This window comes from Streptomyces hygroscopicus (assembly GCF_026168105.1).
Lineage (GTDB): Bacteria > Actinomycetota > Actinomycetes > Streptomycetales > Streptomycetaceae > Streptomyces > Streptomyces hygroscopicus_D.
Genome location: NZ_LBMW01000002.1, coordinates 130,793 through 153,476 on the forward strand (window position 1 = coordinate 130,793; position 22,684 = coordinate 153,476).

Sequence of the window (22,684 nt, forward strand, 5' to 3'; positions counted from 1 at the left end):
AACCGCTCAACGAGTTTGTGAGACGCGCATGGTTCTTGTGAGACATGGATGTCTCACATGGGCTATATTTGTCTCATGGCTGTCGATCGTGACCACGTGCTGCGCAGCGCAGCCGCCCTGCTCACCCGGAAATCCACCGCCACCATGGACGAGGTCGCCAAGGCGGCCGGGATCAGCCGGGCCACGCTGCACCGCCACTTCGCCGGGCGCGACGCGCTCGTACGCGCGCTGGAGGCACTCGGCATCGAGGAGTGCGAGGCGGCCCTGGACGCCGCCCGGCTCGACGACGACTCGGCTCAGGAGGCCGTGCGCCGCTTCGTGACGGAGATCGAGTCCGCCGCGGGGCTCCTCGCCTTTCTCTACACGGAGAACCAGCTGTTCGAGGGCGAGGAGCAGAACGCGGGCTGGGCCCGGATCGACGCCCGGATCGCCGCGCTGTTCCGACGCGGCCAGGCGAGCGGCGAGTTCCGTATCGACCTCACCCCGGCCTGGCTCACCGAGGCGCTCTACGGCCTGCTGGCCTCCGGCGCCTGGGCCGTGACGGAGGGGCGCCTCGCCCCCAAGGACTTCACCCACATGATCGTCGAGCTGTTGCTCGGCGGCGCACTACGGAGAGAGGAATCATGACCAGCACCCTGCAGCACGGGGGTGCCCCCCGCTCGAGCAATGCCGAGAGCCCGGGGGAGATCGCGTCACGGACGGAGAAGCGTCCGGGCCGTTGGCTCGCGCTCGGCGTCCTCGTGCTCGCCGTGCTGCTGGTGGCCGTGGACGCGACAGTCCTCGGCCTCGCGACCCCCTACATCAGCGAGGACCTGAGGCCCTCGGGCACCCAGCTGCTGTGGATCGGCGACGTCTACTCGTTCGTCATCGCCGGTCTGCTCGTGTCCATGGGCGGCCTCGGCGACCGCATCGGCCGCAAGCGGATCCTGCTCGGCGGCGCCACCGCCTTCGGACTGATATCCGTCCTCAACGCCTATGCGGCGACGCCCGAGACGATGATCCTGGCGCGTGCGCTGCTCGGTGTCGCGGGCGCGACCCTGATGCCCGCCACCCTCGCCCTGATCCGCAACCTCTTCCTCGACCCGCGCGAGCGCAGCCTCGCCGTCGGAATCTGGGGCGCCACCGCCTCGGCAGGTACCGCGGTCGGGCCGATCGTCGGCGGCTTCCTGCTCGAGCACTTCTGGTGGGGCTCGGTCTTTCTGATCAACCTGCCGGTGATGGTGGTCCTTGTCGTCGTCGGCATCCGGACGCTGCCCGAGTCCCGCAATCCGAACCCCGGCCCCTGGGACCTGATCAGCGTCCTACTGTCGCTCGTCGGCATGGTCGGCACCGTGTACGCCGTCAAGGAGGCGGCCGCGCACGGGTTCACCTGGCCGGCCGCGGCCACCGGTGTCCTCGGCGCCGCCGCGCTGCACGGCTTCGTGCGCCGTCAGCTGACGCTGCCGGTACCGCTGCTGGACATGCGGCTGTTCCACCGCCGCGGCTTCAGCGGTGCCGTGCTCGCCGACCTGCTGACCGTACTCGGCATGTCCGGACTGGTCTTCTTCCTTTCGCAGTACTTGCAACTGGTGCAGGGCAGGCGGCCGTTCGAGGCGGGTCTCGCCGAACTGCCCGCCGCTGTCGGCGCGGTGGTCGCGGGCATGGTCGCGGGCGCGGCGGCGCGGCGCTCCTCGGTGCGGACCGTGGTCTCGGGCGGGCTCGCCGCGGTGGGCCTGGCGCTGGCGGCCCTCACCGTGCTCGACCGGTCCACCGGCTACCCGCTCATCGGGACCGCGCTGCTCGTCGTGGGCGTCGGCGCGGGACTGTCGTTCACCGTGACCGCCGATGTGATCCTCTCCAGCGTGCCCAAGGAGCAGGCGGGAGCCGCCTCCGCGGTCTCGGAGACGGCGTACGAACTCGGCGCGGCCCTCGGCATCGCCCTGCTGGGCTCGATCGTGACCGGCGTCTACCGGGACTTCACGGGCCCCATCGGCACCCCGGCCGTGGCCCGTGAATCACTGGGCGGCGCGGTCGAGTCGGCCGCCGCCATGCCGACGGCCACCGGCCAGGCCTTGCTGTCCTCGGCCCGCGAGGCCTTCGTCCACGGCCTCACGCTCGCGACAGGAGCCGGCGCGGCGGTCCTGCTGGCCACGGCTGTGGCGGCCTGGATCCTGCTGCGGGGACAGAGGCTGGAGGGCACTTCGTGATCCCCTGGGCCGCGCCCCGACACGGGCGCGGGGAACTGCGCGAGCAACCACGGACGACCCGCACCGGCAAACCGGCAAACCGCCCAAGGCGCTACGCGGCCTTCGCCTTCGTGGCGTACATGTCCACGTACTCCTGTCCCGACAGCCGCATGACCTCCGTCATCACGGAGTCGGTCACCGCACGCAGCACATACCGGTCGCGGTCCATACCCTCGTACCGGGAGAACTCCATTGCCTCGCCGAAGCGCACGGTGACCCGCCCCGGACGCGGCATACCGCGACCGCCCGGCTGCAGCTTGTCCGTGCCGATCATCGCGAACGGCACGACCGGGGCGCCGGTCATCAGGGTCAGGCGGGCGATTCCGGTGCGGCCGCGGTACAGCCGGCCGTCGGGGGAGCGGGTGCCCTCCGGGTAGATGCCGAAGATCCTGCCCTCCTCCAGCACCCGGCGGCCGGTCATCAGCGCGGCCACTCCGCCGCTCGCGCCGTCCCGGTCCACCGGGATCATGCCGACGCCCGTGAAGAACCAGGCCATCAGCCGGCCCTTGAGACCCTTGCCGGTGACGTACTCGTCCTTGCCGATGAAGAAGACCTGCCGCTTGGTCACCACCGGCAGCACGATCGAGTCGATGAACGTGAGGTGGTTGCCGGCCAGGATGACCGGGCCGTCGGCCGGGATGTGCTCCGCACCCTCCACCCGTGGGCGGAACATCAGGCGCATGATCGGTGCGAGCACTGCCTTGATGAGCACGAAGCGGGACAACGGGCCCTCCGATGTCAAGGGATGCGGTTATGAGTCTGTGCAGGTGAGGACATTACTCGTGGCCGGCGGCGGATCGCACATCGGGTCACCGAGTGGATACATGTCATTGACGAGTGTTTACCTGCGGCGGCCCGGTGTTGCCCGGCCGTCATGCGCCGGCCGGGTGTGACGGACATCGCACCCGACGTATGACGGGCCGTCATTATCCGGGTGTCCCCTACGCCGTCACCCATGCATGCCGCCACGCACCCCGGGCATCCCTGAGGACCGTCCCCGTCCGCGATGCGTTCCCGTGTACTTCTCCCGGCCGTCACCCGAACGCACCTACGATCGATCCGCACTCGACTGGTGTGGTGGGAGGAATACATGGCGACGCAGGAGTCGTACGAGCAGGGACGAGGGACGGGCCGGCGGGCGCTGCTCGGGGCCGCGGTGCTCGGCGCGGGCGGAGCGGTCCTCGGACTGCCCGCCGCCGCGACGGCGGACGCGCGGCACGGCGGCGGACTCAAGGGCCTGCCGGTGCCGATGATCATCGGGCATCGCGGGGCCAGCGGCTACCGGCCGGAGCACACCTTCGGCTCCTATGACCTGGCGCTCGACCTGGGCGCCGACATCGTGGAGGCCGGTGACCTGGTGCCCACCAAGGACGGCCACCTGGTGTGCCGGCACGAGCCGGAGATCGGCGGGACCACCGATGTCGCCGACCACCCCGAGTTCGCCGGCCGCAAGACCACCAAGGTTCTGGACGGCGTCTCCACCACCGGGTGGTTCACCGAGGACTTCACGCTCGCCGAGCTGAAGACCCTGCGGGCGATCGAGCGGATCCCCGCCACCCGCCAGCACAACACGATCTACAACGGCCGCTGGGAGATCCCCAGCTTCGAAGAGGTGCTCACCTGGCAGGACGAGCAGTCCCGCAAGCGCGGCAAGCAGGTGTGGATCTACCCCGAGACCAAGCACCCCACCTACTTCCGCAAGCAGGGCCTCGACATGGAGCAGCTGCTGGCGAAGAGCCTGCGCAGGCACGGCAAGGACAGGAAGAACTCACCGGTCCTCATCCAGTCCTTCGAGCCGAGCAGCATCCAGCGCCTGAACAAGCTCGTCGGCAACCCGCTCGTGGTGCTGCTGTCCGCAGCGGGCACCCGCCCCTGGGACTTCGTCGAGACGGGCGACAGGCGCACGGTCGCCGACCTCATCACCCCCAAGGGCCTCAAGGAGATCGCGTCGTACGCGCAGGGCATCGGCCCGACCCTCGACCTGGTCATCCCCAAGGACGCGAACGGCAACCTCACCAAGCCGTCCACCCTCGTCGCCGACGCACACGCCGCGGGCCTCATCCTCACCCCGTACACCATGCGCGACGAGAACACCTTCCTGCCCGCAAATTTCCAGAAGGGCAAGGACCCGGCCGCTTACGGGGACGTATTCGGCGCCTTCAAGGCGTACTTCGCGACCGGCATCGACGGCGTCTTCACCGACAACGCCGACACCGGGGTGCTGGCCCGCGAGGACTTCCTGCACCATCGCGGGGTCAATATCTGACGCACCAACACCGATTCGGGTGACTTTCGGCCTGCCACGGCAACCCCTCGCCGGGGCGGTTACGTCACGCCGCATATGACCCACGAGATGCTCGCGGCACTGCGTCCCCTGCTCGCCGCCGAGGCCTCGGCGGAGGCGTATGCGTGCGGGATGGACCAGGGCGACCTGGAACAGGCGGTGTGGCTGCGGCTGCTGGAGCGACTCGAGGTGGACCGGCCGCTCGTCGACCCGCAGGGGTGGCTGCGCCGGGCCGTCCGCTCGGAGGCGCGCCGCGGCCGCCGTGCCGCTCGCCTCGAGCTGCCGTACCGTGCCGAGCCCGCCGACGACACGGGGCCCGGTCCCGAGCAGCAGGCACTCACGGCGGCCCGCCGCAGGGCGCTGTACGCGGCCGTGCGCCGCCTTCCCGGCCGTTGTCCCCGCCTGATGGCGGCGCTGCTGTCCCCGCAGGACCTGACCTATCGGGAAATCGCAGGGGAGTTGGGTATCTCACAGGGGAGTCTCGGCCCGGAACGCTCCAAATGCCTGGGATGTCTACGGCGATTGCTGGCCGCGGAGGTTGCGGCTCATGAACCGCGGGGATAGGAGTGAGGGACGATCGGTGATCAGGTGAGCGGGAGGCATGCGCACATGGGCATGAGCGTGACCATCTCTGGGGCGACCGAGCAGGACGCCGAGCAGATCTTCAGGCTGCAGTACCTGTGCTTCCAGAGCGAGGCCGCCCTGTACGGCAACTACCGCATCGACCCGCTCGTGCAGAGCCTCGACTCGGTCCGCGAAGAGGTCGTCTCGGACTGCGTCTTCGTGGCGCGGCTGGGCGACGAGGTGGTCGGCTCGGTGCGCGGCAGTGTGACCGAGGACGGTGCGGCGTCCATCGGCAAGCTCTGCGTGCACCCGCGGCTGCAGGGCCACGGCATCGGTGCCCGGCTGCTGCGCGCGGCGGAGGCGGCGCTGGTGGAGGAGCGCGGCGCGAAGAAGTTCCGTCTGAGCGCGGGTCACCGCAGCGAGGTCAACCTGCGCCTGTACCGCCGTGTCGGCTACCAGGCGGTCGGCACCTCCCAGGGCGACGACGGCGTCCCGATGGTCGTCCTGGAGAAGCCGGCGGGAGCCTACGCGACGACGGCGTGAGTGCCGCGCCCCGCAAGGGGCGCGCCCGGCCGTGGCGACCCGCAGTCGCGCAACGGGCTCAGACCGCGTCTCCCTGTCGCGTGGATCCCTTCCGCAACCAGTACATGGCCGACAGCGGCAACAGGACCGGGATGAAGATGTACCCCATGCCGTAGTCCGACCACACGGTCGCGTCCGGAAACGCCGACGGCTCGACCAGCGTCCATGTGCCCACGGTCAGCACTCCCACCAGCTCGGCCGCGCAGCACACCAGTGCCGCTCTGCGCGCCGTCTCGCCACCGCGGACCAGCGAGTAGGTGATGAAGCCGTAGACGACACCGGCGACGGCGGAAAGGGAGTACGCGAGCGGAGCCTTGTCGAACTGCGTCGAGATCTGTACGACCGAGCGCGACACCGCCCCGACGACCATCACGCCGTACAGCCAGACCAGCAGCATGCCGGGCCCGCTGATGAGCCGTGCCTTCGCCGGCCTCTCCTGCGTGGCCGTCATCTCAGCCTCCCCAGATGTCGTAGAGCCGCACCTCGAGCACGGCGAGGACCACGCCGCCGGCCGCGACCGTCACCGAACCCCAGCGCGTGCGCTCCGCCAGCGACATGAAACCCACCGCCGGGATGCACGCGAAGGCACCGAGCAGATACGCGACGAAGATGGTCGTGCCCTGGGCCGGCTTCTCGCCCCGCGCCAACTGGACGACACCGACGACCAGCTGCACCAAGGCGAGCACAGTCACCACGGCCATGCCGATGAAGTGCCAGTCCTTCGTGGGCTGGTCGCGGTAGGCCGCCCACCCGCACCAGGCGGCGAGCAGCAGCGCGGCGACACCGGTCGCCAGCGTCAGGGCATCAAGCATGCCGTGACCCTATTACGGACCAAACGCCCCGATGCGCTCGGCCCCGGGCGGAGCGAGCGGCTGGAGGCCGAGGACGCGCAGGGCGGGGGCGTCGACCCGTGCCGCCGCGTCGTCCGCGAAGACCCCCGCCGGATCCGGCGGCCGCCCGTGCCGCCGGTGTGGCCGCCGTGGCGTTGGCCACAACCCGTCCGGCCCGCGAAGGAGACGCCGATCTCGCGGTGAAGGACAGCTCGGCCCTGTCCGCCCTGGTCACGGAGGGAGCCGTGGAGAACTCCGTCTACGGCTGAAGACTGTCCACGCCTGTCCGCTATTCGGACAGGCGTGGCAGGTTCCGGCTCTGTGTCTGCTTTACTTGATCCCATGACCACGACGAGCAGCCGCACCTTTGCGACCGAGGCGACCATGACGCCCGGTGCTCGTTGTATGTGTCGAATGTGCGCCTGCTAGAGGGCCCCTGCACCACCCCAGAGCCTCGCGCCCCGAAGCGAGACCGCCCCGGCATGTCCGTACACCTGCCTCGTACGTGACCGCGCCGCCCCCACCGCCTGAACGGCATGGGGACCCACCGCGCACACGTTCTCCCCGGTTCGATCGCCATTGCGAGAACCGTGCCGCGTTCCCACGCAATGCACCCGTGCCCGGCGCACATCCACGCCCTGCACTCGACAGTGACGGAATCCCAGTGATCACCACATCGGGCCTGACCAAGGTCTACCGCTCGCGCGGCCGCGAGGTGACCGCCCTCGACGGCGTCGACCTGCACGTACGCGAGGGGGAGGTGTTCGGCGTCATCGGCCAGTCCGGCGCCGGCAAGTCCTCGCTCATCCGCTGCGTCAACCTCCTGGAGCGCCCCACCTCCGGCACGGTCACCGTGGCCGGCCGGGACCTCACCGCGCTCACCGGCCGCGGACCACGCGCCGGAAAGGAGCTCCGGCAGGCGCGCAGCCGGATCGGCATGGTCTTCCAGCACTTCAACCTGCTGTCCTCGCGCACCGTCCAGGACAATGTCGAGCTACCGCTGGAGATCCTCGGCAGGTCTGGGAAGGAACGTTCCTGCCGGGCCCTGGAACTGCTCGACCTCGTCGGCCTCGCCGACAAGGCGGGGGCCTACCCGGCCCAGCTCTCCGGTGGCCAGAAGCAGCGCGTCGGCATTGCCCGCGCCCTCGCCGGCGACCCCAAGGTGCTGCTCTCCGACGAGGCGACCAGCGCCCTCGACCCGGAGACCACCCGCTCCATCCTCCAGCTGCTGCGCGACCTCAACCGGCAGCTGGGCCTCACCGTCCTGCTCATCACGCATGAGATGGACGTCGTCAAGAGCGTCTGCGACTCCGCCGCCCTCATGGAGAAGGGCCGCATCGTCGAGTCCGGCACGGTCAGCGAACTGCTGGCGACCCCCGGGTCCGAACTCGCCGCCGCGCTCTTCCCGGTCAGCGGCGACGCCTCCGGTGACGACCGCACCGTCGTCGACGTCACCTTCCACGGCGAGGCGGCCACCCAGACCGTCGTCTCGCAGCTCTCGCGCACCTACAACATCGACATCTCGATCCTCGGCGCCGCGATGGACACCGTAGGCGGCAGGCAGGTCGGCCGGATGCGCATCGAACTGCCCGGCCCCTACGAGGAGAACGTCGTGCCGATCGGCTTCCTGCGCGAGCAGGGCCTGCAGATCGACGTCCTGGGCCCCGAGCCCGCGCTGGTTCAGGGAGGTGCCAAGTGACCTGGACGGATTGGCCGGCGATGCAGCCGCTGCTGTCCGAGGCCTGTTGGGACACCCTCTACATGGTCGGCTGGTCCACCCTGATCGCGGTCGTCGGCGGGCTCCCGCTCGGCGTTCTCCTCGTGCTGACCGACCGCGGCGGACTCCTCCAGAGCGTCGTCGCCAACAAGGTCATCGGGCAGGTCGTGAACGTCGCCCGCTCGATGCCCTTCATCATCCTGATGGTCGCGCTGATGAGCTTCACGCGCACCGTCACGGGGACGACGATCGGCCGCGAGGCCGCGATCGTGCCCCTGGCCATCGGCGCGATCCCGTTCTTCGCTCGGCTCGTCGAGACGGCCGTTCGTGAAGTCGACGGCGGGCTCGTCGAGGCCGTCCAGGCGATGGGCGGCAACACCTGGACGGTCGTGCGCAAGGTCCTCGTACCGGAGGCCCTGCCCTCCCTGATCTCCTCCGCCACCACCACGGTCGTCGCCCTCATCGGCTACTCCGCGATGGCCGGCACGGTCGGCGCCGGCGGGCTCGGTGACATCGCCATCCGCTACGGCTACCAGCGCTTCGAGACCCAGTTGATGTGGATCACCGTCGGCATCCTCGCCGTCGTCATCTCGCTGATCCAGTTCGCCGGTGACTACGCGGCCCGCGCACTGCACCGCCGCGGCGGGGGCTCGGGTGCGGCGCCCCGGCTCCGGTTGCTGAGGGACCGGACGCTCGCGGCCGAGACCGCTACGGCCGGGACCGTCGCGGCCGAGACCGCTACGGCCGGGACCGTCGCGGACGAGACCGCCGCCGACGTGAGCAAGGTCGCCTGAACCCGGTCGCCCCACCCAGAACTCCACGGCCGCACATCCACCACCCGACCATCACCCCTCCCCGACGGCGCTTCGCGCCGCCGCCCCTTGATTCAAGGGGCCGCACCACCCCTCCAGGAAAGGCACTTTTCGTGCGTAACACCGCCAAGATCACCACCGTCGTTCTCGCCGCCGGAGCCCTCACCTTCGGGCTCACCGCCTGCGGCTCCGGCAAGAGCTCCTCCGCCGCCTCCGACACCAGCGGCCCGCTGATCGTCGCCGCGAGCCCCACCCCGCACGCCGAGATCCTCGACTACATCAGGGACAACCTCGCGAAGAAGGCGGGCCTGGACCTCCAGGTCAAGGAGTTCACCGACTACGTCACGCCGAACACGGCGACCGAGGACGGGTCCGTCGGTGCCAACTACTTCCAGAACCAGCCCTACCTCGACGACTTCAACAAGAAGAACGGCACCCACATCGTGCCCGTCGTCACGGTGCACCTGGAGCCGCTCGGTCTCTACTCCCACAAGGTCAAGAAGGCCGACGAGCTGAAGAGCGGCGCGACCATCGCCGTCCCGAACGACACGGTCAACGAGGCGCGGGCGCTCAAGCTGCTCGCCGCCAACGGGCTCATCACGCTCAAGAGCGGCGTGGGCAGCGAGGCGACCCCCCAGGACATCGCCAAGAACCCGAAGAACCTGAAGTTCAAGGAGCTTGAGGCGGCACAGACCCCGCGCTCCCTGGACGACGTGGACGCCGCGGTGATCAACGGCAACTACGCCATCTCCTCGGGCCTCAGCCCCGCCAGGCAGGCCATCGTCCTGGAGTCCGCGAAGAACAACCCGTACGGCAACTTCCTCGCGGTGAAGAAGGGCAACGAGAAGGACCCGCGCGTTCAGAAGCTCGCGAAGCTCCTCACCTCTCCCGAGGTGAAGAAGTTCATCGAGGACAAGTACCAGGGCTCGGTCATCGCGTCCTTCTGAGCCGTCCCACGGAAACCGCGTACCGATACGCACGGGGTCCGCTCCCTCACCGGGAGTGGACCCCGTGGTGCGGCTCGGTGCTTCCATGTTGCATGCTGGGCAGCTCAGCAGGTACTGACGGTTTCCGAAGGTTACGGAGCGGCGCAATGACGAGCACCTTCCCCAACGTCTCCATCAGCACGGAGCGGTTGGTACTGCGCCCTCTCGAGGACGACGACGTTCCGGCGCTGGCCGAGATGATGAACGACGAACTGGTCGGCGCCTGGACCGACGTGCCCCAGCCGTTCACCGAGGCGGCGGCCCGCATCTGGATCACCGAGCACGCCCCCGCGGAACGCGCCGCGGGCCGCGGCCTCGACCTCGCGGTCACCGAGTTCCTCACCCAGCGGCTGGTGGGTGTCGTCCAGCTCGGCAGGACCAACTGGCACGTCCGGTCCACCGAACTGTCGTATGTCATCGCCCCCTGGGCCCGCGGCGAGGGGTATGCCTCCGAGGCGGCGCTCGCCATCGCCCAATGGCTTCTCGGCGACCAGAAGTTCGAGCGGATCGAACTGCGCACGGCGGCCGACAACACCGCCTCCCAGCAGGTCGCCCAGAAGATCGGCTGCATCAGCGAGGGCGTGCTGCGCAACGCCTGCATAGCGCACGTCCGTACCGAGGACGGCATCTGGACCGACGTACGGACCGATTTCATCGTGTGGAGCCTGCTGCCGGAGGACCTCGACGGGGTCGGCGAGGGGTTGGCCGACACCGGTGGTTTCACGTCGTTCTCCAACTGGAACTGATGGCCGGGAGCCGTTCCCGCGGGCCGGACACCGCACCGCCGAACACGGCCGAACCAGGTACCCTCACGGAGCCCGCCGTACGGGCTGTCCCTGACGACCTGCGCAAACCCCCTGGAGACTGACGACGATGGCCGACCGGGTCACGGTGATCGGCTGGGACGGCTCGCCGCTGACCGCCGCGGCGCGCTCGGCCCTCGGGGCCGCCACGCTCGTCGCAGGCGCGGCCCACCATCTCGCGCTCCCCGATGTGCCGAGGACGGCCGAACGCATCCGTCTCGGCAGCGTCGAGCTCGCCGCCCGCCGTATCGCCGCCCACCGCGGCACCGCCGTCGTGCTCGCCGACGGCGACCCGGGCTTCTTCGGCGTCGTACGCACCCTGCGCGTCCCCGAGTTCGGTCTGGAGGTCGAGGTCGTGCCGGCCGTGTCCTCGGTGGCCGCCGCCTTTGCTCGGGCCGGGATGCCCTGGGATGACGCACAGGTGGTCGTCGCACACCGCCGCACCCTGCGACGCGCCGTGAATGTATGCCGCGCCCACACCAAGGTCGCGGTGCTCACCTCACCGGGTGCCGGGCCCGCCGAACTCGGGCTGCTCCTGGACGGGATCCACCGCACCTTCGTCATCTGCGAGGAACTGGGCACCGAACGCGAACAGGTCACCGTCGTCACCTCCGACAAGGCCGCCGACCACACCTGGCGCGATCCCAACGTCGTCATCGTCATCGGCGGCCCCGTCACCGCGGCCGGCGGCGGCTGGATCGCCGGTCGCGACCCGGGCGCGGGGCCGCGCGGCTGGGCGCTGCCCGCGGAGGCGTACGGCGGCCTGCTCGGCGAAGGTGAAACGGATCTGCTGCGCGCCGCCCAACTCGCCCGCCTGGGCCCGAGGGTGGGCGACCTGGTGTGGGACATCGGCGCGGGCAGCGGTGCCTTCGCCGTGGAGGCCGCCCGCTGCGGGGCCGCCGTCATCGCCGTCGACCGGGACAGGGACGCCTGCGGCCGCACGGCGGCCGCCGCCCGCCACTTCGGAGTGCAGCTCCAGGTGGTGCACGGCGCCGCTCCGCACATCCTGGAGAACCTGCCCGAACCGGACGTCGTTCGGGTCGGCGGCGGGGGAGCCGCGGTCGTCTCGGCCGTCGCCGACCGCCGCCCGCAGTGCATCGTCGCGCACGCCGCGACCCGGGACGCGGCCGAACTCGTCGGCCGGGACCTGTCCGAACACGGCTACGACGTCGAGTGCGCCCTGCTGCAGTCCGTGGAACTCGACACGCGGGCCTGGACGGAGAAGGAACGGAGTGTCGCGTTCCTGCTCAGCGGCCGATTGACCGACCGCTGCCCGTGATCCGGTTGTCGTACCGGCGCGGTAGGCTGGCCGATCGTTGTACTCCACTCGGGTGATCCGGCACTTCGTCAGTCAATGTCCGGAAACCACGCCCCTTTTGGGGCGAGTGTGGTACGGCAGAACCGGAGGACGCGCAACGTGGCGCAGTCCACAGCGGACCGCCGCGGATCAAGCTGTCGCGACGGTGGGACGACCGCGACAATGCCCTTCAATGGCTTTGTCGCTTTGTTGGCGGGTCGTTCGTGCCGCTGGGCACGCACGCTCGTTCTTCACTGCGGGCGGTCGGCGCGACGTTCCGGGCGAGCTGGTCGTAGAAGCACTAACCGATGGGCGAGGGGTACGCATGACCGACACCGGCCAGGTCCCGGGCGAGGGGCTGCCGGAGAACGCAGGCACGGTGGAGCAGCCGGGCGTCCTCACGCCGGGCGCGTACACCTACCTCGACCCCTCCGACACCCCCGCCGAGGACGACGACCTGCTCCTGATGCCCGGCCAGCAGGGCGCGTGGGGCAACGAGATGCCGCAGCCCGGCCCGGCCCCGGCGCAATTCGCCCACGAGCCGGGCCCGCACGAGGCGGCCGGCCGGGACAGCGGTTCGATCGACCTCGGCGGGGTCCGTACGCCGTCCCAGGCGTCCGCGCCGCAGCGCCGCCCGCTGCACCTCGGCCCGCCGACTCCGGACGCGTCGTCCAGCCCGGTTCGTTCGCTCGCCGACCGCGGGCCCGCGGACGTCCCGATGCGTGCCTCCGGGCCGCCGACGGCCGGACCCGAGTACCTCGACGTGCCGCAGCTCGGGGAGAACTCCCCGCAGGGCGCGGTGCCGTGGGGTGCTCCGCCGCAGGCGCAGCCCGTTCCGCCGGCCGGCTTCGAGGGGATGGCCGCAGAAACGGTCGCTCCGGCGCCTATGCCCGAGCCGGTGCCGGCTCCGGCCGTCGAGGCGGAGCCCGGGGCACCGGTGGGTTCCGGGCCGCTGCCGGGACACGCTGCCCCGGCCGGGTCCGAGGCGCTCGAGGCCTCCGCGCCGCCGGCCGACGCCGAGCTGCCGCAGGTGCCGGGCGTGACGCAGGACGCCCAGGGCGGGTCGGTGTCCCAGGCGGCCACGCCGCACGTTGCCGACGCCACACATGGCGTGCCGGCGCCCGACGGTGCCTTCGGCCTGCACGGAGGCGTGCCGGGTGCCGAGCCCGGGCACGCGCCGCAGGACGCGTCGGCCCCGTCCCTCCACCAGATCCCCGAAGCGGCGGCCCTGTCGCCGACGCCGGACGTATCAGGGACCCTCGACGCCGTACCGACGGCGGAGGCAGTGCCGCACGCCCTGTCGCCGGACGCCACGGCCTTCGCGCCCCAGCCGGACGCCCGGCAGCAGGCGGACGACACGGCACACGCGGGCGCGGCCGTGCCCGCGGCCGACGCAGGCGTACCCGGGCAGACCGCCGGCGCCGACGTCCCCGCGTACCCCGGCGCCATTCCGCCGCCCGCGCAGGCTCCCGAGCCCGTCCCTCCCGCTCCGGCCGAGCAGGCTCAGGACCCCGCCGAGGGCATGACGCCCGTGCCCGGTGGGCAGGCGCCCGAGCCGGGGCCCGTCGCACCGGTCGTCCACGTCGCGGACACCGAGGGTCAGGTCCCGGACGCCGCGGCCCAGTTGGCGGAGCCCGCGGCCACCGAGGTGGAGCGGCCCGCCGTGGCCGAGGCCGCCCGGACCGTGCCCTCGGCTGTCACCGCCCAGGGCGTGGTACTCCAGGCGACGGCCGAGCAGGGTCCGGGCGAGCAGCCCGCGCACGCCGAGCCGGCCGCCGTGCCCGCTGCCTCCGCCCAGTCCCCCCAGGACCCCTCGCTGGGCCAGTTCCTGCCCGTCGAGGGCGCCGTGCCGCACGCGTCGCACCTGTCCCCCACCCCGCCGCACGCCCTGAGCGTGCCGCCGCTGCCCGCCCAGGAGCAGCAGTTTGCCGAGGAGCCTGCTCCGGCCGCCGCCGAGCAGGAGGAGCCGGTGACCGACCGGCCGGCGGCGGAGGAGCCCGTCGTCATCGTTCCCGCCCCGCGCGAGGGCGAGGCACCCGCCCCGGAGCCGCTTGCCGCGGACCCGGAGTCCGTAGTCGCACAGCAGGCGGACGACCTGGACACCAGGGCCGCCGACCAGGAAGAGAGCACGGCCGAAGTGGCAGACGTACGAGAGTCCACCGGCCCGGCGGCCCCCGGATACGACGACGCCGAACGCGAGGCGGTGCTGCGCGTGATGCGCGAGCGCCGCGACATCCGCAACGGCTTCCGCGGCGACCCGATCCCGCACGACGTGCTGCTGCGCGTCCTGGAGGCCGCCCACACGGCGCCCTCCGTCGGCCACTCCCAGCCCTGGGACTTCGTGGTCATCCGCTCGGCCGAGACCCGCCGCACGATGCACGAACTGGCCCAGCGCCAGCGCGAGGCCTACGCGAAGTCGCTGCCCAAGGGCCGCGCGAAGCAGTTCAAGGAACTGAAGATCGAGGCCATCCTCGACACCCCGGTGAACATCGTGGTCACCGCGGACCCGACCCGGGGCGGCCGCCACACCCTCGGCCGCCACACCCAGCCGCAGATGGCTCCGTACTCCTCCGCCCTCGCCGTCGAGAACCTGTGGCTCGCGGCCCGCGCCGAGGGCCTCGGCGTCGGCTGGGTCAGCTTCTTCGACGAGCGCGAGATGGTCCGCGCGCTCGGCCTGCCCGAGCACTTGGAGGTCGTGGCCTATCTGTGTGTGGGTTACGTCGACGAGTTCCCGGAGGAGCCCGAGCTGATGCAGGCGGGCTGGTCGAAGCGGCGCCCCCTGTCCTGGGTCGTGCACGAGGAGACGTACGGCCGTCGCGCGCTGCCCGGCGAGGAGCCGCACGACCTGCTCGCCGAAACCGTGGCGGGCATCCGCCCGCTGGACGCCAAGGCGCTCGGCGAGGCCTGGGAGCGGCAGAAGCGCATGACCAAGCCCGCGGGCGCGCTCGGCATGCTGGAGATCATCTCCGCGCAGCTGTCCGGCCTGTCCCGGCAGTGCCCTCCGCCGATCCCCGAGCCCGCGGCCGTCGCGATCTTCGCGGGCGACCACGGTGTGCACGCCCAGGGCGTCACCCCCTGGCCCCAGGAGGTGACGGGCCAGATGGTCGCCAACTTCCTCGGCGGCGGCGCGGTCTGCAACGCCTTCGCCAACCAGGTCGGCGCCGAGGTGTGTGTCGTCGATGTGGGAGTGGCGGCGGATCTGCCCGCCACTCCGGGCCTTCTGCCGCGCAAGGTCCGCGCGGGCACCGCGGACATGACCACCGGCCCCGCGCTCACCCGCGAGGAGGTCAAGCAGGCGATCGAGGTGGGCATCGAGACGGCCCGCGACCTCGTGGCGGCGGGCAACAGAGCACTGCTCACGGGTGAGATGGGCATCGCGAACACGACCGCCTCGGCCGCCCTGATCTCGGTCTTCACGGACACCGACCCCTCCGAGGTGACGGGCCGTGGGACGGGTATCAACGACGAGACGCTGGCCCGTAAGACGGAGGTCGTCCGCCGGGCCATCGAGCTCCACCAGCCGGACCCGGCCGACCCGATCGGCGTGCTGGCCGCGTTCGGCGGTCTGGAGCACGCGGCGATGGTGGGCCTCCTGCTCGGCGGCGCCTCCCTGCGCACTCCGGTGATCCTGGACGGTGTCAGCGCCGGCGCCGCCGCCCTGGTGGCGCGCGCACTCGCTCCCGAGGTCCTCGCGGCGTGCATCGCCGGTCACCGCAGCGCGGAGCCCGGCCATGTGGCCGCCCTCAACAAGCTGGGGCTGCGTCCCCTGGTCGATCTGGACCTGCGTCTGGGCGAGGGCACCGGTGCGCTGCTCGCCCTGCCGCTCGTCCAGAGTGCGGCCAGGGCGATGCACGAGGTGGCGACGTTCGACTCGGCCGGGGTGACGGAGAAGTAGGGCGGTGCCCGGGGCCGCGGCCCCGGCGACGCGTCACCGTGCGGCGGTCTCGGGCATCCGTTCCCCGGGCGGAACGGGTGGGCGCGAACGCCCGGGGCCCAGCAGCCGGCGACGGTGCCCAGCTCATGGGGGTACCTGACCCGTCAGCTCACCCGCACCGTAAAATCCGCATGTCAGGGCCACTGCAGAGCCGCAGAGGCATCGTTCCGCACAGCCTGGACGAGGAGCCGCATCTCCATGGCCGAACACCCGCCCTACCCCGTAGGCCTCCGTCTCTCCGGCCGTCGCGTCGTGGTCCTCGGCGGAGGCCAGGTCGCCCAGCGCCGCCTCCCGGCCCTCATCGCGGCGGGCGCCGACGTCCTCCTCGTATCGCCGGAGGCCACCCCGTCGGTCGAGGCGATGGCGGACTCGGGTGAGATCAGCTGGCTGAAGCGCCGCTACGAGCCCGGGGACCTGGAGAACGCCTGGTACGCCCTCATCGCCACCAGCGATCCCGAGGCCAACCGCCGGGCGTCCGCGGAGGCCGAGGCACACCGGGTGTGGTGCGTCCGCTCCGACGACGCCGACGCGGCCACCGCCTGGACCCCCGCGACGGGCCACAGCGAGGGCGTCACGGTCGCCGTCCTGACCACCGCCGCGAAGGGCCGGGACCCCCGTCACACCGCCGCCATCCGGGACGCCGTGGTCGAGGGTCTGCGCGACGGCACGCTCGTCGCACCGCACCACCGCACCCGCACCCCCGGCGTCGCACTGGTCGGCGGCGGCCCCGGCGACCCGGACCTGATCACCGTCCGCGGGCGGCGACTGCTCGCCGAGGCGGACGTGGTCATCGCGGACCGCCTCGGCCCGCGCGACCTGCTCGCCGAACTCCCGCCGCACGTCGAGGTGATCGACGCGGCGAAAATCCCGTACGGCCGCTTCATGGCCCAGGAGGCCATCAACAACGCCCTGATCGAACACGCCAGGCAGGGCAAGTCGGTCGTCCGGCTCAAGGGCGGCGACCCGTTCGTCTTCGGCCGTGGCATGGAGGAGGTCCAGGCGCTTGCCGAGGCGGGCATCCCCTGCACGGTGGTCCCGGGCATCTCCAGCTCGATCTCGGTGCCCGGCGCAGCCGGCATCCCCGTCACCCACCGCGGTGTCGCACATGAGTTCACGGTGGTCAGCGGCCATGTCGCCCCTGACGACGAGCGTTCGCTGGTCGACTGGCCGTCCCTGGCCGGGCTCACCGGCACGCTGGTGATCCTCATGGGCGTCGACAAGATCGGGAAGATCGCCGAGACGCTCGTCGCCCACGGCAAGGCTCCCGAAACCCCGGTCGCCCTGGTCCAGGAGGGCACCACGGCCGCTCAGCGGCGGGTCGACGCCACCCTCGCGACCGTCGCCGAAACCGTACGGGCCGAGGGCGTGAAGCCCCCGGCGGTCATTGTCATCGGCGAGGTCGTGAAGGCCGGACCGCGACCGGTCGAGTAACCCGGGGTAACCCGTCCAGTTCCAGCCGTTGGCACCGCTCCCAGGACAAGGCAGTATCACCCCTGTGGCCGATCTCATCACCGTTGAGGACCCCGACGACCCGCGCCTGCGCGACTACACGGGCCTGACCGACGTGGAGCTGCGCCGCAAGCGCGAACCCGCCGAGGGCCTGTTCATCGCCGAGGGCGAGAAGGTCATCAGACGGGCCAAGGGGGCCGGCTACGAGATGCGCTCCATGCTGCTGTCCGCCAAGTGGGTCGACGTCATGCGGGACGTCATCGACGAACTCCCGGCCCCGGTCTACGCGGTCAGCCCGGAGCTGGCCGAGCAGGTCACCGGTTACCACGTGCACCGTGGCGCGCTCGCCTCCATGCAGCGCAAACCGCTGCCGACGGCGGATGAACTCCTGGCGGCCGCCCGAAGGGTCGTGGTCATGGAGTCCGTGAACGACCACACCAACATCGGCGCGATATTCCGGTCGGCCGCCGCCCTCGGCATGGACGCCGTCCTGCTCTCGCCCGACTGCGCCGACCCCCTTTACCGGCGCAGTGTGAAGGTCTCGATGGGCGCGGTCTTCTCGGTGCCGTACGCCCGCCTCGACACCTGGCCCAAGGGCCTGGAGTCGGTCCGCGAGGCGGGCTTCACGCTCCTCGCGCTCACTCCCGACGAGAAGGCCAAGACCCTCGACGAGACGGCACCGCACCTGATGGAGCGCGTCGCGCTGATGCTGGGCGCGGAGGGCGACGGCCTGTCCACCCAGGCACTGGTCGCCGCCGACGAATGGGTCCGCATCCCCATGGCCCACGGCGTCGACTCCCTCAATGTGGGCGCCGCGGCAGCCGTCGCCTTCTATGCGGTGGCCACCGGCCGCCCCCCGTCCCCATAGGCCCTGTTCCCCATGGCCCCTGTGGACCGGCGCGAGGAGATCGTCGCGGTGTCGCGGCGCCCCGGCCGGATGCTCCTCATCCAACGGGGTCCCGCGGCGCATCGCTCGGTTCCTCACGCCCAGTTCGTCGCGATGGATCCGGGCTTCGACTGCGACCCCGAGCTCTTCGAGCGGATCCTGCCACGGCTGTGACGCCCGCGGAGCCCGGCCGGGCCGGGTACTCGGGGATCAGCGGTCCGTGTTGAGCTCGCTGTGGTACTGCTCGGCCAGCAGGCCCCCGGGCGGGGGCGCGTACGGCTGCTGCGGCCCCACGTCCTTGCGTACGCGGCCGTCGTGCAGCCCGCGCGCCGGCCCCTGGCAGCCCTGGGCCGCCGCGATGCCCAGCGCGACCAGCAGCGTCACCACGACGAACACGAAGAGCCGCTGGCGCAGCAACCGCGGGTTGGCGGGGCGCCGCCCGGTCCCCGTGGTGCGGGGAGCCGGCCGGCCGGCCCCGCTGCGCGGCCCCGGCCGGCTGCCCGAGCGGGTCGTGTTGCGTTGCGCAGGCGTCGGGCGGGCCCCGGGCCGGGAACCGTGGCTACGGGGCGGAGGAGTCCCCGGCCCCTGCGGTCGCCGCAGGGTGCGCTGCTCGGCGTACTGCTCCGCCAGCCTTCCCGACGGCCGGTCCGGCTCACCGCGCTGTGCGGGCGGCCGTACGTCCGCGAGCCCCTGGGCCTCGCGGGCCGCGATCTCCTTGAGCCGGAGGGAGAGTTGGAGCGTGCTGGGCCGTTCCTCGGGATCCTTCGCCAGACATGCACGGACGAGCGGGGCCAGCGCGTCCGGCACGCCGTTCAGATGGGGTTCCTCGTGGACCACCCGGTAGAGCATCACCTCGGAACTGCCATGCCCGAAAGGCGAGTCGCCGGTGGCCGCGTACGCCAGCGTGGCGCCCAGCGAGAACACGTCCGTGGCCGGGGTGACGGCGGCCCCGCGCACCTGCTCGGGGGCGAGGAAGCCGGGTGAGCCGACGGCCGTGCCGACGTGTGTGAGCGTCGAGGCGCCCGTCGCCCAGGCGATGCCGAAGTCGATGATCCGCGGCCCCTTCGGGGACAGCAGGATGTTGGACGGCTTCAGATCGCGGTGGACGACCCCGGCCTCGTGCACCGCCACCAGGCCCTCGGACAGGGCGGCGCCCACGGCCGCGACCTCGGCGGCCGTCAGCGGGCCCTCCTCGGCCACCTTGTCGTGCAGGGAGGGCCCGGGCACGTACTGGGTGGCGAACCACGGACGGTCCGCCTCGAGGTCGGCGGCCACGAGCCGGGCCGTACAGCCGCCACGGATCCGCCGTGCCGCCGAGACCTCACGTGCGAACCGCGACCGGAACTCCTGATCCTCCGCGAGATCCGGCCGGATCACCTTCAGCGCGACCCGCTGCCCCCGCTTGTCGGAGCCCAGGTAGACGACGCCCATCCCACCCGCGCCGAGCCGCCGGTGCAGCCTGAACGAGCCGACGACACGCGGGTCCTCACGCCTCAGGCGCATCATCGCCATGTCCATCCCCGCTGCCCGGTCCGTTTGACGAGCCACAGCTTACGTTTCCACGGCCGGGTGCGCGCAGAGGCCGCGCCCTCTCGCCCCCATCGATTGTCTGTGCAGGGCAGGAAACTTGAGAGGTGGTCAGGGGAGGTGCGAGCCCTGTGGTGATGTGCCGCCGGTGATCCCAACCACCCATCGGCCAAGGGTGGTTGAAGGGGCTGGAGGGGATCGCGTGAAGGGGTGCGTGGACTCCGGCGACACGACAAGCACCCACGGGGCGCCGGCGGGCAGGGCGGGCCGACGCTCGGGGACGGCGGTGGGCGGGGACGCCCTGGAAGTGAGGGAAGTCACCCGTGGGGGTCCCGGATGGGGCACACGGGGCGTTCCCCTCCGGGAAGACCCTGAGACCTGGGACCGCGTCTCCACCCAGGGGAGTACACCGCAGGTCATCGCTCATCCTTCGGGAGGCCAGGCAATCGATACGAGGGCATGACGACCCCAGCCCGCCCGGCGCCTAGATTTGAGGTCAAGCGGCGGGTGCAGCACTCGTCCCCCGAGGTCAGGTACCCGCCGCTGCCAACGACAACAGCACTACGGTCAGGAGAGGGACCTTGACCCCGACGGCACCGCGGGCACTGGTCCGCACGCAGGGACGCAGTGCGCACGGCGCCGCGTTCCGCACCCGCCGCCCGGGCCGTCGCCACCCGCTGGTGGCGACCGCGATGGTCCTCCCCCTGGCGGCCCTGCTCGCGTACGCCTTCGGCGGCTGGGATGCAGTGGTCACACAAGCGTCGTCCGTGGGCGTGATGCTGGGGCGCTGAGCGGCGCCCCGGGCCCGGAAGAGCGGTCCGGGCGGGGACATCAACCCATGAAACCCCGTGGGGACGGGGGTGCGGCGGACGGCACACACGCCCGCGCAGCTGGGGAGCTGCGCGGGCGTTGCGTTTGTGCGCACGGCTGGGAGCGGTACTGCCGACCGTGAGGCAAGCGTGGCGGTCATGTTCGCGGGCACCCGTCGCGCCCGGCCGCACGACCACGTACGCTCCCCGACACGCCGTACGACCCGAGGGAGCCCGTGAACGCCCTGCTGCCCGCACTCCATGCGAGGGCACGCGCCGCGGTGCACAGGACCACCCGCACGCACTGCCGCTGCCCGGCCCCCGACACGGTCCTCGCCGACCGCGAGGACGCCACCGTCGTCCGGCACGGAGACACCGTCGCCAAGGCCCACGCCGCCGCTGCCGACCCCGCCCGCCTCTCCCTCCGCCTCACGGCCGCCGCCCGGCTCCCGGGCATCCTTCTCGCCCCCCTCCGCCCGGCCCCCGTCGACCTCCACGGACGCCCGGTGACGTTCTGGCCGTACGGCACCCCCGTGGACCCGGACACCCCCGAGGCCGCGCCGTGGGAGGCGGCCGCGTCCCTCCTCGCCCGGCTGCACCGGTTTCCCGTTCCCGCCGGCCTGCCGCCCATGGGCGGCCCCGCCAAGGCGGCCCGCGCGATCCGGCGTCTGCGTGCCGTCGGCCCCCGTCCCGCCGCCGAGCCGGTCCTCCGCGCCTGGGCCGCGCTTCCGCCCTGGGCCCGCGCCGAGAGTCCCGTACCGTCCGCGCGGACCCTCTGCCACGGCGACCTGCACCTCGGGCAGCTCGTACGCCACCCCGTGGACACCGGCCCCTGGCTCCTCATCGACGTCGACGACCTCGGAGTGGGCGGCCCGGCCTGGGATCTGGCCCGTCCGGCCGCCTGGTACGCCTGCGGTCTGCTCCCGCCCGACGTATGGGCCCGCTTCCTGTCCGCATACCGGCAGGAGGGCGGCCCGGCCGTCCCCGCCTCCGGCGACCCGTGGAGCGCCCTGGACGTCCCGGCCCGTGCCCTCACCGTGCAGACGGCGGCCCTGGCGATCGCCAAATCCGTCGCCGCGAAACGCCCCTTGGACGAGGTGGAGCGGGCGGTGGTCGACGCCTGTGCCCGAATGAGCACCATTTCGCCTGAGTTGTCGTAAGGACGTGCGACGTGGGCTGCAACCGGCCAGGACCGGAACGAGTCCCTACCTGGCGAAGCACCACCGACCGGCGAGGAGTTGAGCCGACCATGCAGTGTCCGAAGTGTCATGCGCCGATGTACACGTACAACCGCAACGGCGTCCAGATCGAGCAGTGCAGCGGCTGTCGCGGCATCTTCCTGGACTACGGCGAGCTGGAGGCCCTGACCCGTCTGGAGGCCCAGTGGGCGCAGCCGGCCCCGCCGCCCCCGCCGGCCCCGGGGGGATACCCCGCCGTGCCCGCCTGGGGCGCCCCGCACGGCGGCCACCACGGAGGCCACGGTCACTACGGCCACCACGGGCACAAGAGCTTCGGCCACATGCTGTTCTCCAGCTGAGGCCACGAGGAAGCCCCCGGCCGCGGGGCCGGGGGCTTCGGTGCGTGGACGATACTGGGATTGAACCAGTGACCTCTTCCGTGTCAGGGAAGCGCTCTCCCGCTGAGCTAATCGTCCTCGGGATCATGGCCATGCCCTGCGGACGGCCATGAGTACTGCGTGCGCGATACTGGGATTGAACCAGTGACCTCTTCCGTGTCAGGGAAGCGCTCTCCCGCTGAGCTAATCGCGCGGGGATCCTCGGGGATCATACAGACCCTTGCGGGCCGACGTCCTTGCGGACCAGTGGACGATACTGGGATTGAACCAGTGACCTCTTCCGTGTCAGGGAAGCGCTCTCCCGCTGAGCTAATCGTCCTTGGAGGTGGAGACGGGATTTGAACCCGTGTAGACGGCTTTGCAGGCCGTTGCCTCGCCTCTCGGCCACTCCACCAGGAGTGCA

At 71.7% G+C, this 22,684-nt stretch carries 21 protein-coding genes and 4 tRNA genes; 17 read left to right on the forward strand and 8 right to left on the reverse strand.

Annotated features, from left to right (window positions below; translation table 11 throughout):
- The first annotated feature begins 75 nt into the window (after positions 1-75).
- Both AAW14_RS02905 and AAW14_RS02910 read left to right on the forward strand, forming a co-directional pair.
- Positions 76-627, forward strand: coding sequence for a TetR/AcrR family transcriptional regulator (locus AAW14_RS02905; protein WP_265559503.1), 552 nt, complete (start codon positions 76-78; stop codon positions 625-627).
- Positions 624-2,186 (forward strand): MFS transporter, encoded by a 1,563-nt coding sequence (locus AAW14_RS02910; protein WP_265559506.1) that lies wholly within the window; start codon positions 624-626, stop codon positions 2,184-2,186. Before AAW14_RS02905 ends, AAW14_RS02910 begins: the two co-directional genes overlap by 4 nt.
- Before the next feature lie 91 nt (positions 2,187-2,277).
- Here AAW14_RS02910 and AAW14_RS02915 read toward each other — a convergent pair whose 3' ends face one another.
- The gene (locus AAW14_RS02915; protein ID WP_265559508.1) at positions 2,278-2,949 is read right to left on the reverse strand and encodes a lysophospholipid acyltransferase family protein; all 672 of its coding nucleotides are present in this window, start codon (positions 2,947-2,949) and stop codon (positions 2,278-2,280) included.
- A gap of 366 nt (positions 2,950-3,315) precedes the next feature.
- On the opposite strand from AAW14_RS02915, the gene AAW14_RS02920 reads away from it, so the two are divergent.
- The 3 genes from AAW14_RS02920 to AAW14_RS02930 all read left to right on the forward strand — a co-directional run bounded on the left by AAW14_RS02920 (position 3,316) and on the right by AAW14_RS02930 (position 5,616).
- Complete coding sequence (locus AAW14_RS02920) at positions 3,316-4,491, forward strand: glycerophosphodiester phosphodiesterase (protein ID WP_265559509.1); 1,176 nt, start codon at positions 3,316-3,318, stop codon at positions 4,489-4,491.
- Positions 4,492-4,566: 75 nt separating this feature from the next.
- Positions 4,567-5,073, forward strand: a complete 507-nt coding sequence (locus tag AAW14_RS02925; RefSeq protein WP_265559511.1) for an RNA polymerase sigma factor — start codon at positions 4,567-4,569, stop codon at positions 5,071-5,073.
- A 45-nt stretch (positions 5,074-5,118) separates the two neighbouring features.
- The gene (locus AAW14_RS02930) at positions 5,119-5,616 is read left to right on the forward strand and encodes a GNAT family N-acetyltransferase (protein WP_265559513.1); all 498 of its coding nucleotides are present in this window, start codon (positions 5,119-5,121) and stop codon (positions 5,614-5,616) included.
- Positions 5,617-5,674: 58 nt separating this feature from the next.
- Here AAW14_RS02930 and AAW14_RS02935 read toward each other — a convergent pair whose 3' ends face one another.
- On the reverse strand, positions 5,675-6,106 hold the full coding sequence (locus AAW14_RS02935) for a hypothetical protein (protein WP_265559515.1): 432 nt from the start codon (positions 6,104-6,106) through the stop codon (positions 5,675-5,677).
- Between the two features lies 1 nt (position 6,107).
- Positions 6,108-6,467, reverse strand: a complete 360-nt coding sequence (locus AAW14_RS02940; protein WP_265559517.1) for a hypothetical protein — start codon at positions 6,465-6,467, stop codon at positions 6,108-6,110.
- 682 nt (positions 6,468-7,149) lie between these two features.
- Between AAW14_RS02940 and AAW14_RS02945 the strand changes: the two genes are divergently transcribed.
- From AAW14_RS02945 to AAW14_RS02985, 9 genes are all read left to right on the forward strand, one after another.
- Positions 7,150-8,184, forward strand: a complete 1,035-nt coding sequence (locus AAW14_RS02945) for a methionine ABC transporter ATP-binding protein (protein ID WP_265559519.1) — start codon at positions 7,150-7,152, stop codon at positions 8,182-8,184.
- Between the two features lie 20 nt (positions 8,185-8,204).
- Positions 8,205-8,996 carry a methionine ABC transporter permease gene (locus AAW14_RS02950; protein ID WP_265559887.1) on the forward strand — a complete coding sequence of 264 codons (792 nt, stop codon included), beginning with the start codon at positions 8,205-8,207 and terminating at the stop codon, positions 8,994-8,996.
- 131 nt (positions 8,997-9,127) lie between these two features.
- Entirely contained in the window at positions 9,128-9,961 is an 834-nt protein-coding gene (locus AAW14_RS02955; RefSeq protein ID WP_265559521.1) for a MetQ/NlpA family ABC transporter substrate-binding protein, read from the forward strand.
- 146 nt (positions 9,962-10,107) lie between these two features.
- Positions 10,108-10,746 carry a GNAT family N-acetyltransferase gene (locus AAW14_RS02960; protein ID WP_265559523.1) on the forward strand — a complete coding sequence of 213 codons (639 nt, stop codon included), beginning with the start codon at positions 10,108-10,110 and terminating at the stop codon, positions 10,744-10,746.
- Positions 10,747-10,873: 127 nt separating this feature from the next.
- On the forward strand, positions 10,874-12,082 hold the full coding sequence (gene cbiE / locus AAW14_RS02965; RefSeq protein WP_265559525.1) for a precorrin-6y C5,15-methyltransferase (decarboxylating) subunit CbiE: 1,209 nt from the start codon (positions 10,874-10,876) through the stop codon (positions 12,080-12,082).
- Between the two features lie 343 nt (positions 12,083-12,425).
- Entirely contained in the window at positions 12,426-15,995 is a 3,570-nt protein-coding gene (gene cobT, locus AAW14_RS02970) for a nicotinate-nucleotide--dimethylbenzimidazole phosphoribosyltransferase (RefSeq protein WP_265559527.1), read from the forward strand.
- Between the two features lie 237 nt (positions 15,996-16,232).
- Positions 16,233-17,465, forward strand: coding sequence for a uroporphyrinogen-III C-methyltransferase (gene cobA, locus AAW14_RS02975; protein ID WP_265559529.1), 1,233 nt, complete (start codon positions 16,233-16,235; stop codon positions 17,463-17,465).
- Between the two features lie 64 nt (positions 17,466-17,529).
- Entirely contained in the window at positions 17,530-18,351 is an 822-nt protein-coding gene (locus AAW14_RS02980) for a TrmH family RNA methyltransferase (RefSeq protein WP_265559531.1), read from the forward strand.
- 12 nt (positions 18,352-18,363) lie between these two features.
- A complete protein-coding gene (locus AAW14_RS02985; protein ID WP_265559533.1) occupies positions 18,364-18,543 on the forward strand; it encodes a hypothetical protein in 180 nt (59 codons plus the stop codon).
- A 36-nt stretch (positions 18,544-18,579) separates the two neighbouring features.
- Here AAW14_RS02985 and AAW14_RS02990 read toward each other — a convergent pair whose 3' ends face one another.
- Positions 18,580-19,887 (reverse strand): serine/threonine-protein kinase, encoded by a 1,308-nt coding sequence (locus AAW14_RS02990; RefSeq protein WP_265559890.1) that lies wholly within the window; start codon positions 19,885-19,887, stop codon positions 18,580-18,582.
- A 590-nt stretch (positions 19,888-20,477) separates the two neighbouring features.
- Here AAW14_RS02990 and AAW14_RS02995 point away from each other — a divergent pair.
- The 3 genes from AAW14_RS02995 (at position 20,478) to AAW14_RS03005 (ending at position 22,242) form a co-directional block, all read left to right on the forward strand.
- Entirely contained in the window at positions 20,478-20,687 is a 210-nt protein-coding gene (locus AAW14_RS02995) for a hypothetical protein (RefSeq protein WP_265559535.1), read from the forward strand.
- Positions 20,688-20,941: 254 nt separating this feature from the next.
- On the forward strand, positions 20,942-21,865 hold the full coding sequence (locus tag AAW14_RS03000; protein ID WP_416223246.1) for a phosphotransferase family protein: 924 nt from the start codon (positions 20,942-20,944) through the stop codon (positions 21,863-21,865).
- A gap of 89 nt (positions 21,866-21,954) precedes the next feature.
- A complete protein-coding gene (locus AAW14_RS03005) occupies positions 21,955-22,242 on the forward strand; it encodes a zf-TFIIB domain-containing protein (RefSeq protein WP_265559537.1) in 288 nt (95 codons plus the stop codon).
- 45 nt (positions 22,243-22,287) lie between these two features.
- Here AAW14_RS03005 and AAW14_RS03010 read toward each other — a convergent pair.
- The 4 genes from AAW14_RS03010 to AAW14_RS03025 all read right to left on the reverse strand — a co-directional run bounded on the left by AAW14_RS03010 (position 22,288) and on the right by AAW14_RS03025 (position 22,675).
- Positions 22,288-22,359, reverse strand: a tRNA-Val gene (locus AAW14_RS03010).
- A gap of 43 nt (positions 22,360-22,402) precedes the next feature.
- A tRNA-Val gene (locus AAW14_RS03015) sits at positions 22,403-22,474 on the reverse strand.
- A gap of 54 nt (positions 22,475-22,528) precedes the next feature.
- Positions 22,529-22,600 (reverse strand) — tRNA-Val (locus AAW14_RS03020).
- Position 22,601: 1 nt separating this feature from the next.
- A tRNA-Cys gene (locus AAW14_RS03025) sits at positions 22,602-22,675 on the reverse strand.
- Positions 22,676-22,684: the final 9 nt, after the last annotated feature.